This window comes from Tsukamurella tyrosinosolvens, assembly GCF_900104775.1.
Lineage (GTDB): Bacteria > Actinomycetota > Actinomycetes > Mycobacteriales > Mycobacteriaceae > Tsukamurella > Tsukamurella tyrosinosolvens.
Window position 1 is genome coordinate 4,347,891 of record NZ_FNSA01000003.1, and the last position, 13,600, is coordinate 4,361,490.

Here is a 13,600-nt window from a genome sequence, read left to right on the forward strand (position 1 = left end):
AAGTAGCCCTCTCCGGTCTCCGCGACCACCGAGCCACTCACCAACATTCGCGCGTCCATCAGAAGTAGCCCTCCTTCTTCCGGTCTTCCATGCCCGCCTCCGAGATCCGGTCGTCGGCGCGGGTCGCACCGCGCTCGGTGATGCGCGTGGTGGCGACCTCGGCCACGACGGCGTCGGGGGTGGTGGCGTCCGATTCCACGGCGCCGGTGCACGTCGCGTCGCCGACGGTGCGGAAGCGCACGGTCCGGCGCTGGGGCGTCTCGCCGGGCTGGGGCGCGACGAGCGGTCCGGTCGACAGCAGCATCCCGTCGCGCTCGATCACCTCGCGCTCGTGCGCGTAGTACAGCGACGGCAGCGCGATCGCCTCGGCGGCGATGTACTGCCAGATGTCCAGCTCGGTCCAGTTGGAGAGCGGGAAGACGCGGATGTGCTCGCCCTTGGTGTGCAGGCCGTTGAAGATGTTCCACAGTTCGGGGCGCTGCGCGCGGGGGTCCCACTGCCCGAAGCGGTCGCGGAAGCTGAAGATCCGCTCCTTGGCGCGGGCCTTGTCCTCGTCGCGGCGGGCCCCGCCGAAGGCGGCGTCGAACCGCTGCTCGCCGATCGTGCGCAGCAGCGTCGCCGTCTGCAGCCGGTTGCGCGTGGCACCGGGACCGGTGGGCTCGACGACGGCACCCGAGTCGATGTCGTCCTGCACGCTGCCGACCACCAGCCGCAGGCCGCGTTCGGAGGCGAGTTGGTCGCGGAACGCGAGCACCTCGTCGAAGTTGTGCCCGGTGTCGATGTGCAGCACCGGGAACGGGATCGCGGCGGGCCAGAAGGCCTTGGCCGCGAGGTGCACCATGACCACCGAATCCTTGCCGCCCGAGAACAGCAGCACGGGCCGCTCGAAGGTGGCGGCCACCTCCCGGAAGACGTACACCGCCTCCGCCTCGAGGACCCGCAGATGATCCGCGGCGACCGTCGTCTCCACCACTCCAACCTCCGGTTCATATTTGGACCGCCATGGTCCATTCTTGTTCCGGAGATTAGAACGTGTTCTCGCCGCCTGTCAACACCTCTCAGCGACCGGGCTTACGGCCCCCGATCCGCACGGTGATGCGGTCGGCGGCGGCGATGAGGGCGGCCGCCCGCTCGGCGATCCCCGCCTCGTCCAGCTCGGCACTGACGTACAGGCTCGCCACCATCGCCTGCGCGCCGTCACCGTCGTAGACGGGCGCCGAGATCACGCTGACGTTCTGCGACGCTCCGGCCGCGTCCGCCTCGCCCCGCAGGTGGACGCGGTCGCCGATGCCCGCGACCACCTCGCCGAGCAGCGCCCGCAACTCGGCCGGGATGTCGCCCGGCACGCCCGCCATGAGCCGGTACAGCTGCTGCCCCGCGGGGGTGAGCAGCTCGACGAGGTAGCCGTCGGCGCGGCAGGTCTCGATGACCCGCGCGAGCCGGTCCCCGTCGGCGCGGACCCGGTCGCGGGCGAGCCACCGTTCGAGCCGGCCGGTGCGGTCCCAGAGCACGTACATGAGCCCGATCGGCGGGGTGAACGGGTAGCTGTCCCCCACCTTCACCATCGCGGGGCGACCGGGATCGACGGCCACGTCGAGCACCGTCACCCGGTCGCCGACGACGCCCGAGAGGGAGACCGGGTGCCCGTAGGCCTCCCAGAGCCCGGCGAGCACGTCGCCGCCGGCGGGGTCGGCCCGCAGCGAGGTGCGGGCGGCCCGGCCGAGCGGGATCAGCGCGGGCCCGAGGCGGTAGGTCTTGTCCCGGTCGTCGCGGATCAGGTACCCCGATTCGACCAGCGTGGCGGCGATGCCGAGGCACGTCGGCTTGCTCAGGCCCACGCGCCGCGCGAGCTCCGAGATGCCGAACCGCTCGCGCTCGTGCCGGGACAGGAAGTCGAGGACGGCCACCACGCGCGCAGTCGGCGGCGACGTACGCCCCGCCGCCCCGGCCCGCTCCGCCGGCTCCACCGTTTCCGTCATCGCCACTCCTTGACACTCGTCCGCGCCTGCGCCTACGGTCTGGAACAGGTTCTACCGCATTGGTCCACATTTGTACCACTATCGGAGGTGGGATGTACAGCGATCCGCTCGTCGCGGCGATCACCGAGGCCGAGGGCCTCGTCGCCGCGGCACCGCACATCGAGACCGAGGCCGACCTGTTGGAGGGCCTGCAGTACCTCGCGCAGGGCGTGGCGGCCTGCGTGCACGGCGCCTTCCATTTCGACAAGGACCACCCGTTCCTGCTCAGCGGCACCGGGCCGTTCACCAAGATGGGCCTCGACAACCCGGACACGCTGTACTTCGGCGCGCGGGTCGACGGTGCGCACGAGTACGTCGTCACCGGTCGGCGCGGCACCACGTGCGATATCAGCTTCCAGGTGCTCGGCGGCGGCGAGTACACCGACGACAACGTGCCGGCCAGCACCGTCGCCTTCGACGACCGCGAACTGACCGTCGACGCCGACGGCCGCTTCGAGGTGCGGTTCGGCCCCGGGGAACCCGTCCCCGGCTCCTACTACCGACTGCCGCCCGGCAAAGCGCAGCTGGTGATCCGCGAGGTCTTCGACGACTGGGCGGCGGAGCGCAGCACCTTCGCCATCGCGCGCACCGACACGGTGGGCACCGCCCCGCCGCCGGTCACCCCCGAGCTGATGGCCAAGCGGTACGCCGCCGCGGGAAAGCAACTGGTGAACCGCGTGAAGACCTGGCTCCAGTTCCCCAAGTGGTTCTACGACCCCCTGCCGGTGAACACGCTGACGGCCCCGCGGCTCACGCCCGGCGGGCTCGCCACCCAGTTCTCCTCGGTGGGGCACTACGACCTCGCCGATGATCAGGCGCTGATCATCACGATCCCCCGCGGCGACGCGCCCTACCTGGGCTTCCAGCTCGGCAGCCTCTGGTACATCTCGCTCGACTACATCCACCACCAGACCTCGCTCAACGGCGCGCAGGCGCAGGTGGATCCGGACGGCATGATCCGGATCGTCGTCGCGCAGAACGACCCCGGCGTGACCAACTGGATCGAGACGCTCGGCCACCGTCGCGGCTACCTCCAGTTCCGCTGGCAGCGCACCGCTTCCCCGCTGTCGGCCGCCGACGGTCCCACCGCGCAGGTGGTCCCGCTCGCGGACGTCGCGCAGCATCTCCCCCACTACGCGGCCAACCGCATCGAGGGCGCCGCGTGGCGCGCCCGGATCGCGGAGCGGGCGCGGCTCATCGGCGAAAGGATGGTCGGCTGATGGCCGGGCTGGGACTCGACGGCAGGGTCGTCGTCATCGCGGGGGCCGGGCCGGCCCTCGGCGCGGTGCTCGCCCGACGGTTCGCCGACGAGGCCGCGCAGGTCGTCCTCGTCGCACGGACAGCGGAGCGGCTGGAGGCCATGGCCGCCGAGATCGACGGCGCTGTCGCGATCCCCGCGGACATCACCGACGAGGAGTCGCTCGCCGCGCTGGCGACGCAGGTGCAGGAGCGGTTCGGCCGGGTCGACGCGGTGATCAACAACGCCTTCACGTATCCGTCCATGCAGCGCCTGGTGAAGACCGACCCGGCGCACATCCTGCAGAGCGTCGACCTCATGGCGCTCGGCGCGCTGCGCACCGTGCTCGCCTTCCGCGAGGCCCTCGCCGCCGCGGACGGCGGCGGGGCCGTGGTGAACGTGAACTCGATGGTGATCCGCCACTCCGACCTGCGCTACGGCGGCTACAAGGCCGGGAAGACGGCGCAGCTCGCGCTCGCGCAGTCCCTCGCCACCGAGCTCGGCCCCGAGGGCATCCGGATCAATTCCGTGGTGCCGGGATGGATCTGGGGCGACACGCTCAAGGCCTACTTCGAGTACCGCGCGAGCACCAAGGGCGTCACGGTGGAGGAGGACTACGCCGACGCGGCGAGCAACTCCGACCTGCGTCGCCTGCCCACCGAGGACGAGGTGGCCTCGGCGGTCCTGTTCCTCGCCTCACCCCGCGCGTCCGGCATCACGGGCCAGACGCTCGACGTCAACTGCGGAGAGTTCCATGTCTGAGATCATCACGTCCGTCGGCACGGTCGACGACCTGCACGAGTCCGCGATGCGGCGCACCGGGCTCAGCGACTTCGGCGACCCGTCGGACGGCTACCGCGAGGCCCTGCAGGTCCTCCTCGACTCCTACCGTGAGGAGGCGGCGCTCACCGAACTCGGCTCGAAGCTCTCCCGGGTGTTCCTCCGCGGCGCGCTCTCGGCCCGGCTCATCAGCGAGGCGGCGTTCGCGGCGAACCCCGCGCACGCCGAGACCGCCATTGAGCGACCGATGTTCGTCACCGGCCTCCCCCGCTCGGGAACGACGGCGCTGCACCGCCTGCTCGACGCCGATCCCGGTAACCAGGGCCTGCAGATGTGGCTGGCGGAGGTGCCGCAGCCGCGGCCCCCGCGCGCGACCTGGGCGGAGAACCCTGTGTACCGGCTCCTCGACGAGCAGTACGCGCAGCACCACACCGAGCACCCGGAATTCATGGGGCTGCACTACATGTCGGCCTCGGAGGTCGAGGAGTGCTGGCAGCTGCTGCGTCAGTCCGTCCACTCCGTCTCCTACGAGTGCCTCGCGCACGTCCCGTCGTACGCCGCGTGGTTGGCGGAGCAGGACTGGACGCCCGCGTACCGTCGGCACAAGCGCAACCTGCAGCTGATCGGCATGAACGATCCCGGCAAGCGGTGGGTGCTCAAGAATCCGAGCCACCTGTTCGCGCTCGAGGCCGTGCTCGAGGTGTACCCGGACGCCCTGATCGTGCAGTGCCACCGGCCGGCCGAGACGATCATCGCCTCCGTCTGCTCGCTCGCGCAGCACGCCACGGAGGGCTGGTCGACGGCGTTCACCGGCGCGACCATCGGCGCGGACCAGTTGGACACCTGGGCCCGCGGGCTCGCCGCCTTCGACCAGGCCCGCGCGCGGCACACCGCCGCGGGGCGCGGCGCCCAGTTCGTGGACGTGGACTACCGCGACCTCGTCGCCGACCCGCTCGGCACCGTCGGGAACATCTACGGATCGTTCGGCCTGGAACTGACCGGCGATGCGCAACAGGCGATGTCGGCGATGCACGACGCCAGCCGATCCGGCGCCCGGCGCCCCAACCACTCCTATGCACTGGAAGACTACGGGCTCACGGAGGATGCGGTTCGCGCGCGCTTCGCCCGCTGAGCGCCCGCCGGGCCTACCCTCGGGACCATGGCGAATCGAGGAGGAATCCGGACCGCGACCACCGCGACCGTCGTAGCGGCCGCCCTCACCGCGACCGCCGCGTGCGGCCAGTCCGGAAACGGCGGGCACGAGAGTCCCCCGAGCAGCGCGTCCCCCGCGGTGGTGGCGCCACAATTGCGCGTGGTGACCTCCGCCGAACCCGTCGGATCCAGGGCGTGTCCCACCGCGACCCCGGCACCGTCGGCGACGGCGGAGCTCTGCGAGCGCACCGGCCCGATGCTCTACCGGCTCGAGCCGTCGGTGACGCACGCGCCCGCGACCGACGCGGGCGTCACGGAGCAATCCGGGCAGTGGCTCGTCACGTTCCAGCTCGACGCCGCCGACAGCCGCGCGGTCGCCGAGACCACCGCCCGCAATGTGAACAAACAGCTGGCGATCGTGGTCGGGGCGCGCGTCGTGTCCGCGCCGGTGATCCGCAGCGGCATCGACGGCGGCCGGATCCAGCTGGCGGGCGGCTTCACCGAGCAGCAGGCCCGCGACCTCGCACAGCAGCTGAAGCCGTCCTGACCGCGGGCGGTCGGGACGGCTTCGACTGTGGGAGAGGGTCAGTGCGCGGCGGCCACCTTCGTATCCGGGCCGGCGGGTCCCTCGGCGCCGTGGTCGTCGACCATCGTCGCCTCGTCGAACGGGTCCTGCTTGTCGAGCACGCGCTGGGTCTGCGCCAGGTCGACCGTGGAGGTCCACTTGCCGATGAGGAGCGTGGCGATCGCGTTGCCGGAGAAGTTGGTGAGCGCGCGAGCCTCCGACATGAACCGGTCGATGCCGACGATCACGCTGACGCCGCCGAGCAGCTCGGGGCGGTGGCTCTGCAGGCCGCCCGCCAGGGTCGCCAAGCCGGCGCCGGTGACGCCCGCAGCGCCCTTCGACGCGATCATCATGAACAGCAGCAGCGAGAACTGCTCCGCGTAGCTCAGCGGCGAGCCCATCGCGTCGGCGATGAACAGCGAGGCCATGGTCAGGTAGATCGCGGTGCCGTCGAGGTTGAAGGAGTAGCCGGTGGGCACCACGATGCCGACCGTCGTCTTCTCCACGCCGGCGTGCTCCATCTTGGCGATGAGCCGCGGCAGGGCCGACTCGCTCGAGGACGTCGCGACGATGAGCAGGTACTCGCGGCCGAGGTACCGCGCGAGCTTGAACACCGACAGGCCCGTGACGAAGCGCAGCAGCGTGCCGAGCACGACGAAGACGAACAGCGCACAGGTGATGTAGAAGGCGAGCATCAGCCAGCCGAGCTGGATGACGGCGTCGAAGCCCGTCGCCCCGACCACTGCCGCCATCGCGCCGAAGGCGCCCACAGGGGCCAGCCAGAGCACCATCACCAGCACGCGGAAGACCAGCTTCTGCAGCACGCCGATCGCGCGCACCACCGGCTCACCCGCGGGGCCCATGGCCTGCAACGCGAAGCCCACGAGCAGGGCGACGAACAGCGCCTGGAGCACGCTGCCCGCGGTGAGCGCCGAGAACAGCGTCTCCGGGACGATGCCCTGGATGAAGCCCCAGGTTCCGCCCGCGGCGTGCGCCTGGTCCGCGTACTTCGCGCCGACGGTCGGGTCGGCGTGGATGCCGAGCCCGGTGCCGGGCTTGAGCAGGTTGCCCACCACGATGCCGATCCCGAGCGCGAAGGTCGACATGCCGATGAAGTAGCCGAGCGCCAGGCCGCCGATCTTGCCGACGCTGGCCGCGGCCCGCACCGAGCCGATGCCGAGCACGATGGTGCAGAAGATCACCGGGCTGATCATCATCTTGATCAGGCTGACGAACAGGTCGCCGAGGGGTTTGAGCCCCTTGCCGAACTCGGGGGCCACCAGGCCCACGATCACGCCGGCCACCACGGCGATGATCACCGCGATGTAGAGCCAGTGCGTCCTGTCGCGTTTTCCTTGAGCCGCCACGGCGTCCTCCTTGATCGATGGGCTGAAAGAGCCTGGATAGATCTTGCGAGAACTGTGACCTGCGGCACAGCTTGTGTTCATTGTGTAAACGTCGTACCTGTGAGGAACAGAGCACGCAGCGTCGCCGCCCAGTCGTTCCTGGCCCAGGTGGCGATCCTGCTGACCATCGCCGTGGGCGCGTCGTGGCTGGTCGTGACCCAGGCGCGGGACGACGGTGACCGTACCGCCCGGGCGCAGACGCGGGCCGCCGCGGTAGCGCTGGCCGCGTCCCCGTCGACGGTGGCGGCGCTCGCCGCCCCGGACGGGCCGGCGGTGATGCAGCCCGTCGCGGAGCGGGTCGGGGCACTGGGCGGCCTCGACTTCGTCGTGGTCATGCGCCCCGACCGCACCCGCCTGAGCCACGCCGACCCCGCGCTCATCGGCGGCAAGTTCACCGGCAGCATCGACCGAGCGCTCGCGGGCGAGACGTTCACGGAGACCTACGCGGGCAGCCTCGGCCCGTCGATCCGCACCGTCACGCCCGTGCACGACGCCTCCGGCACCCTCGTCGGGCTGGTCTCCGCGGGCGTGACCCGCGCCCGGCTCGGCGACCAGGTGCGCGACGCGCTGCCCCGGATCCTCGCCGTCGTCGCAGCGGCGCTGCTCCTGCTGGTCGCGCTCTCGGCCCTCGCGCAGCGGCGGCTGCGCCGCCAGACCCTCGGGCTCTCCGCGCACGACCTGCGTGGCCTCTACGAGCACCACGACGCGGTGCTGCACACCCTCTCCGAGGGCCTCATCGTCTTCGACGCGGACGCGCCCGACGGTCCCGCCCGGGTGGTCAACGACGAGGCACGACGGCTCCTGGAGCTGCCGGACGGCGACGTCGGGCAGAACGACCTGCCGCCCTCGCTGCGCGGCGCCGCCGACCTGGAGGACGAGCTGCACGTGACCGGCAACCGGGTGCTCCTGGTGAACCGCCGCCCCGTCACCGGCCCGACCGGCCCGATCGGCACCGTCCTCACCGTCCGCGACCGCACCGAGCTGCAGACGGTTCTCGGCGAGCTCGATACCGCCCGGTCCCTCGCCGACGCCCTGAGCGCGCAGGCGCACGAGCACGCCAACCGGCTGCACTCCGTGGTCACGATGATCGAGCTCGGCGAGGACGCCGCGGCGGCGGACCTGGCGGTCGCCGACCGGTCCGCCTCGCAGCAGCTCATCGACCGGCTCGCCGGGGACCCCGCGCCGTCCGCCGTCGCGCTGCTCGTGGCGAAGACCGCCGCGGCGTCCGCGCTCGACGTCGAGCTGACCGTCGCGGAGGGCACGGACCTCGCCCGCGCCCCGCTCCCCGACGTCCAGCTGCTGACGCTCCTGGGCAACCTGGTGGACAACGCGATCGACGCCGCGGGGCCGGGCGGCTGGGTGGAGCTCTCGGCGTCGAGCCCCGGCGGGGTGTGGGAGCTGCGCGTGGCCGACAGCGGCCCCGGCATGTCCGCCGACGAGTTCGGCCGTGCCCGCACGCGCGGCTATTCGACGAAGGACCGCAGCGGTCGCCTGCACGGCGGCGGGCTCGGTCTTGCGCTGGTCGATCAGGTGGTGCGGCAGGCGGGTGGCACCATCGAGGCGGAGCGCGCGCCGTCGACGGTGACGGTGCGCCTGCCGGAAGGAGAGCGATGACGATCCGGGTGCTGGTGGTCGACGACGAACCGCAGATCGCCCGCGCGCACGCCGAATACGTCCGGCGCATGGACGGTTTCGAGGTCGCCGGGGTCGCCGGAACGGCCGCCGCCGCGCTCGGTGAGGTCCGACGGTCCGCCGTCGCGGGCCCGCCCGTCGACCTGGTGCTCGCGGACGTGGGCTTGCCGGACCGCAGCGGGCTCGACCTCGCCGCGGACCTCGCCGCCGTCCGCCCGCGGCCCGACGTCATGGTGATCACCTCGGCCCGCGACATGGAGACGGTCCGCGGCGCGATGGCGAGCGGCGCGATCCTCTACCTCATCAAGCCCTTCACCTTCGCCGCCTTCGCGGACCGGCTGCGCCGCTACCTCTCCTTCCGCGACGCGCTGGGCGGCGGCGACGTCGGCCAGCGGGAGGTGGACGCCGCGTTCGCCGCGCTGCGCGAGGCCCCCGCCGAGACGACGGCCCCGAAGGGGCTGGCACCGTCGACCCTGGAGGCCGTCACCGGCGCGCTGCGGCACGCCGACGGGCCCCTCGGTGCCGCCGACGTCGCCGCCCGGACGGGGATGTCGCGGGTGACCGCCTGGCGCTACCTCGAGCGCCTCGCGGACGACCGGCTGTGCGAGCGGGTCACCGAGTACGGCGGCCGTGGACGCCCGGAGGTGCGCTACCGCTGGTTGTGACGGCCTAGCCGGAGATGCCCTTGGCCGCCGACGAATCGCGCGTGGTCAGGTAGTCCTGGTGGAGCATCCGGCGGGTGATGCGCGGGGTGAAGGTCCGGCCCAGTGCGCCGACGACGCCGAGCGGCGTGTTCACCCGGGTGGGCCGGTCGCGCATCGCCTTGATGATGATCCGGGCGGCCTTCTCGGGGCTGATCACATGCGCGTCGTCGTAGGCCTCGGTCGGCGCGATCATCTCCGTGCGGACCAGCGGCATGTGGACGTTGGTGAAGGTGATGTGGTCCGACAGGGTCTCGGTCGCGGCGATGTCGGTGAACGCGTCGAGCGCCGCCTTGCTCGCGACGTACGCCGCGAACCGCGGTCCGCGGGCGAGCACGCCGATGCTCGAGATGTTCACCACGTGCCCGAATCCCCGCTCCCGCATGTGCGGCAGGAGGGCGAGGATCATGCGGACGGCGCCGAAGTAGTTGACGTCCATGGTGCGCTCGAAGTCGTGCATCCGGCCGGTGGAGGCCTTCACCGAGCGACGGATCGACCGGCCCGCGTTGTTGATGAGGTAGTCGACGTGACCGTGATCGTTGAGGATCCGCGCCACGGTCGCGTCGACGACGTCACCGTCGGTCACGTCGCACACGTAGGCGGACGCCTCGCCGCCGGTCGCCCGCACCTGCTCAGCGGTGGCCTCCAGCTCGGCAGCGTTGCGCGCCAGCAGGATCACGCGCGCCCCGCGCTCGCCGAGTTCGATCGCCGTCTGGCGGCCGATGCCCGACGAGGCGCCGGTGATGACGACGTGCCGGCCGGCGATCGGGTCGCGCCGGCGGAGCCGTGCCGGATCGAGCTGCTCGCGCCAGTAGCCGAACAGCCGGGGCCCGTACTCCCTGAGCGGAGGCACCTCGATCCCGGTGCCCTCCAGCGCCCGTTGCGTCGGCTCGGAGGTGTAGGTGGCGGTGAAGCCGAGGTTCTCGAAGGCCTTCGGCGGGATGCCGGCCTGCTTGAGGAACGTGTCCCGCACGACGCCGACCTTGCCCGTCCCGCTGACCCGGAGGGCGGGGTCAACCACGCGGCGCGGCACCCGGCCCACCGCGCGGGGCGCCCCGGCGGGTTGGGCGATGGCCCGGTAGAGGTCCAGGACGCTCTGCGGCTCCGGATTCACCAGGTGGTAGGTCCGCCCGGTTCCCTCCGGGCGCAGCATGAGTTCGACCAGGGCCTCGGCGACGTAATCGACCGGCACCACATTGGTATCGCCGGTGTCCGGCAGCACCATCGGGACCATCGACGGCACGCGTCGCAGCGCGTCGAAGGCGGGGAAGAAGTAGTAGGGGCCGTCGACCTTGTCCATCTCGCCGGTGCGCGAGTCGCCCACCACGATGGCCGGCCGGTAGACGCGCCAGCGCAGGCCATCGGCCTCACGGACCAGCTTCTCGGACTCGAACTTCGTCCGGTGGTACGGCGACGGGAACCTCTGCCCGAGGTCGAAGTCGTTCTCTCCGAACGTCCCTCGGTAGTCGCCGGCGACCGCGACGGAGGAGACGTGGTGCAGCTCGGCGCCGGCGCGACGCGCCAGCTCGATCACGGCGCGGGTCCCCTCGACGTTCACCCGGTCGTTCGCCGCGTCGCCCGCAGCCATGTCGTAGACCGCGCCGAGGTGCAGGACCGCGTCGATCCCCGCGGGCTCGGCCTCGATCCCGAGGCCGGGGGCGCCGAGATCGCCGGGCAGGATCCGGACGCGGTCCTCGCCCCAGCGGGCGCGCCACGCGTCGAGCTTCCACGCCGACGACGGTCGCACCAGCAGGTGGACCACCGCCTCGGGATCCCGTTCCAGCAGCAGGGGGACGATCCGGCGGCCCAGGAAACCGGTGGCGCCGGTGATCAGGTAGGTACTCATGTGTGCGACTCCTCGGGGAGGCTCTCAGCAACTGACTTTGAAGTAACCTTACTCCAAAGTCAGTTCCGCGCCAGCCCCGTCACTCCACTGTGAGCAGGTTCTCCAAGTCGGAGGCGTCCACGAGCGGATCCTCCAGGTCGACCACCAATCGCGAGTGCGCGATCAGCCGCGCACGGCCCGTGATGGCCGAGTGCAGCGCCGAGTACTCGCCCACCCGACCCGCGGACCGGACGGTGCCGACGAACCGGTTGCCCCGCGGGGAGATCGTCTCCAGCGACTGCCCCTCGGCGATCTGGCCCCGCCGGTGCATCAGCGCGAGGCGGGCCGAGGTACCGGTTCCGGTCGGGCTGCGGCACAACACGCCGGGGTGGACGTACGTCGCCGACGGCGACTCGTAACGGCCGTCGCCGATCGGCCGGACCTCCCCGGTGAAGTGCGCGAACGACAACGGCCCTACGTCACCGAGATCGGGGTGCTCCTGCAGCAGGTCCGGTCGCGCCGCCCGTACGAACGCATCGCCGAACGCGGTCAGGGCGATCTGTTCGTCGGAGGCGAGGGTGAAGTCGTGGGCACTCGCGTCGATGACGGCGTAATACGCGCCGCTCCACACCAGGTCGAATCCGACGCTGCCGTAGTACGGCACGTCGACGGCGAGCCCCTCCCGCGCGACGTACGCGGGTTCCCCCTGAGTGGTGATCGATTCCACGCGACCGCCCCTGACCTCGGCCTCGATCCGGGCGAGGCCGGCGGGCGATTCCAGCACCACGTTCTGCGTGCCCTCCCGCATCGGGATGGCACCGCTCTGCAGCAGCGCCGTCGCCGTGCAGATCGTGTTGGAACCCGAGTACATCGGGTACCCCATGGCCTCCATGATGATGTAGCCCGCCTGGGCCTCGGGGCGCCCCGGCTCGACGATGAGGTCCACCGACATCGCGGGGTCGCCGTAGGGCTCCGAGAGCAGCAGGCGCCGCAGCCCGTCGCCCTCGGCCTGCAGGTACCGGGCCTTCTCGCGCACCGTCGCTCCCGGGATCGGCCCGATGCCCGCGACGACGATCCGACTGACGTCGCCGCCCGACTGCGTGTCGATCAGCTCGAGCGAGCACTCACGCCGCAGCATGGGGCGCCCCCACGTCCGCCCAGTGCCGGTCGGGCACGACGACCAGCTTGCCGACGTAGCCCTTGCCCAGGAAGGCCCGTTGCGCGTCGTGGATCCGCGAGAGCGGATAGGTGCCGGACAGCAGCGGCCTGATCGCGCCCGACTCGATGTACCCGAGCAGCCGCCGGAACGCGCTGCGGGTGCCCTGCGAGGAGCCGTGCAACTCCAGTTGCTTGAGGTACATCGTGCGCAGGTCCAGCTGCACGACGGGGCCGCCGATGGCGCCCGCGGTGGTGTACCGCCCCTCGGGCCGGAGGATCCGCAGCAGGTCGTTGAACATCGGACCGGCCACGAGGTCGGCGACCACGTCGACCGGCGCGTCCACCACCTGCTCCACGGCGGCGACGAGGTCGGCGCCGTCGTCCCGGATCAGGACGTCCGCTGCGCCGATGTCACGCAGCGCCCCCTCCTTGCCGCGGCTCGACACCGCGTACGGCACGGCGCCGCGCACCCGCGCGAGCTGGAGGATCGCCGAGCCGACGCCGCCGGAGGCACCGGTGACGACGACCCTCTCCCCCGAGGCCAGCCGCGCCCGGTCGAGCATCTGCTCCGCGGTGAGGTACGCGCAGCAGAAGGTCGCCAGCTCGGCGTCGTCGATCGGGGCGTCGGTGCGGTACGCGTTCTCGGCCGGGACCGCGACGTACTCCGCGTATCCGCCGTCGCGGCCGTGGCCGATGTAGTCGATGTCGGCCAGGCTCTCGTCGCCCTCCGGCCGGTTGTAGATGCTGAAATCGACGATCACGCGCTCGCCGACCCGGTCCGCGTCCACCCCGTCGCCGACCGCGGCGATCCGCCCGACAATGTCGGCGCCCTGGATCCGGGGGAAGGTCAGTGTGGACCTCCCGCGGCGCCACGTCGAGACGGAGGCGGGGTCGGTCTCGGTGCCGTACGCGCCCTCGCGGACCCACACGTCGGTGTTGTTCATGCCGCAGGCGTGCACGTCGATGAGCACCTCGCCGGGGGCGGGGCTGGGCAGCGGCACGTCCTCGCGGTAGACCAGGTTGTCCAACCCGCCGTGGGCGACCAGCTGAACGGCCCTCATCGTCGCAGGAGCACCGGATCGATCTGATGACTCCACCCCTTCGATGCTAACCACGAGCCCGTCCG

General features: G+C 71.7%; 12 protein-coding genes. 6 read left to right on the plus strand and 6 right to left on the minus strand.

What is annotated here, in order from left to right; genetic code table 11:
* Positions 1-58: 58 nt before the first annotated feature.
* On the minus strand, positions 59-973 hold the full coding sequence (cysD, locus tag BLW32_RS23640) for a sulfate adenylyltransferase subunit CysD (RefSeq protein ID WP_068522787.1): 915 nt from the start codon (positions 971-973) through the stop codon (positions 59-61).
* 85 nt (positions 974-1,058) lie between these two features.
* Positions 1,059-1,979 (minus strand): helix-turn-helix domain-containing protein, encoded by a 921-nt coding sequence (locus BLW32_RS23645; protein WP_068741473.1) that lies wholly within the window; start codon positions 1,977-1,979, stop codon positions 1,059-1,061.
* Between the two features lie 92 nt (positions 1,980-2,071).
* On the opposite strand from BLW32_RS23645, the gene BLW32_RS23650 reads away from it, so the two are divergent.
* Genes BLW32_RS23650 through BLW32_RS23665 form a run of 4 tightly spaced genes read left to right on the plus strand, consistent with a single transcriptional unit; the run spans position 2,072 to position 5,734 of the window.
* On the plus strand, positions 2,072-3,238 hold the full coding sequence (locus tag BLW32_RS23650) for a hypothetical protein (protein WP_068741472.1): 1,167 nt from the start codon (positions 2,072-2,074) through the stop codon (positions 3,236-3,238).
* Positions 3,238-4,017 carry an SDR family oxidoreductase gene (locus tag BLW32_RS23655; protein ID WP_068741471.1) on the plus strand — a complete coding sequence of 260 codons (780 nt, stop codon included), beginning with the start codon at positions 3,238-3,240 and terminating at the stop codon, positions 4,015-4,017. Before BLW32_RS23650 ends, BLW32_RS23655 begins: the two co-directional genes overlap by 1 nt.
* A complete protein-coding gene (locus BLW32_RS23660) occupies positions 4,010-5,167 on the plus strand; it encodes a sulfotransferase family protein (RefSeq protein WP_068741470.1) in 1,158 nt (385 codons plus the stop codon). The genes BLW32_RS23655 and BLW32_RS23660 overlap by 8 nt, the downstream gene beginning before the upstream one ends.
* 27 nt (positions 5,168-5,194) lie before the next feature.
* Positions 5,195-5,734 (plus strand): SecDF P1 head subdomain-containing protein, encoded by a 540-nt coding sequence (locus BLW32_RS23665; RefSeq protein ID WP_139286301.1) that lies wholly within the window; start codon positions 5,195-5,197, stop codon positions 5,732-5,734.
* Positions 5,735-5,772: 38 nt separating this feature from the next.
* On the opposite strand, the gene BLW32_RS23670 is transcribed toward BLW32_RS23665, so the two are convergent.
* Entirely contained in the window at positions 5,773-7,200 is a 1,428-nt protein-coding gene (locus tag BLW32_RS23670) for a cation:dicarboxylate symporter family transporter (RefSeq protein WP_068522793.1), read from the minus strand.
* An 18-nt stretch (positions 7,201-7,218) separates the two neighbouring features.
* Here BLW32_RS23670 and BLW32_RS23675 point away from each other — a divergent pair, with 18 nt between their 5' ends.
* Positions 7,219-8,772 (plus strand): sensor histidine kinase, encoded by a 1,554-nt coding sequence (locus tag BLW32_RS23675; protein ID WP_068741468.1) that lies wholly within the window; start codon positions 7,219-7,221, stop codon positions 8,770-8,772.
* The gene (locus BLW32_RS23680) at positions 8,769-9,455 is read left to right on the plus strand and encodes a response regulator (RefSeq protein WP_068522795.1); all 687 of its coding nucleotides are present in this window, start codon (positions 8,769-8,771) and stop codon (positions 9,453-9,455) included. Before BLW32_RS23675 ends, BLW32_RS23680 begins: the two co-directional genes overlap by 4 nt.
* A 4-nt stretch (positions 9,456-9,459) precedes the next feature.
* On the opposite strand, the gene BLW32_RS23685 is transcribed toward BLW32_RS23680, so the two are convergent.
* The 3 genes from BLW32_RS23685 to BLW32_RS23695 form a co-directional block, all read right to left on the minus strand.
* Positions 9,460-11,337, minus strand: coding sequence for an SDR family oxidoreductase (locus tag BLW32_RS23685; protein ID WP_068741467.1), 1,878 nt, complete (start codon positions 11,335-11,337; stop codon positions 9,460-9,462).
* A gap of 79 nt (positions 11,338-11,416) precedes the next feature.
* Positions 11,417-12,454: a proline racemase family protein gene (locus BLW32_RS23690; protein ID WP_225535613.1), complete on the minus strand. Its 1,038-nt coding sequence runs from the start codon at positions 12,452-12,454 to the stop codon at positions 11,417-11,419.
* Complete coding sequence (locus tag BLW32_RS23695) at positions 12,441-13,535, minus strand: alcohol dehydrogenase family protein (RefSeq protein ID WP_068741466.1); 1,095 nt, start codon at positions 13,533-13,535, stop codon at positions 12,441-12,443. The genes BLW32_RS23690 and BLW32_RS23695 overlap by 14 nt, the downstream gene beginning before the upstream one ends.
* Between the last annotated feature and the right edge of the window lie 65 nt (positions 13,536-13,600).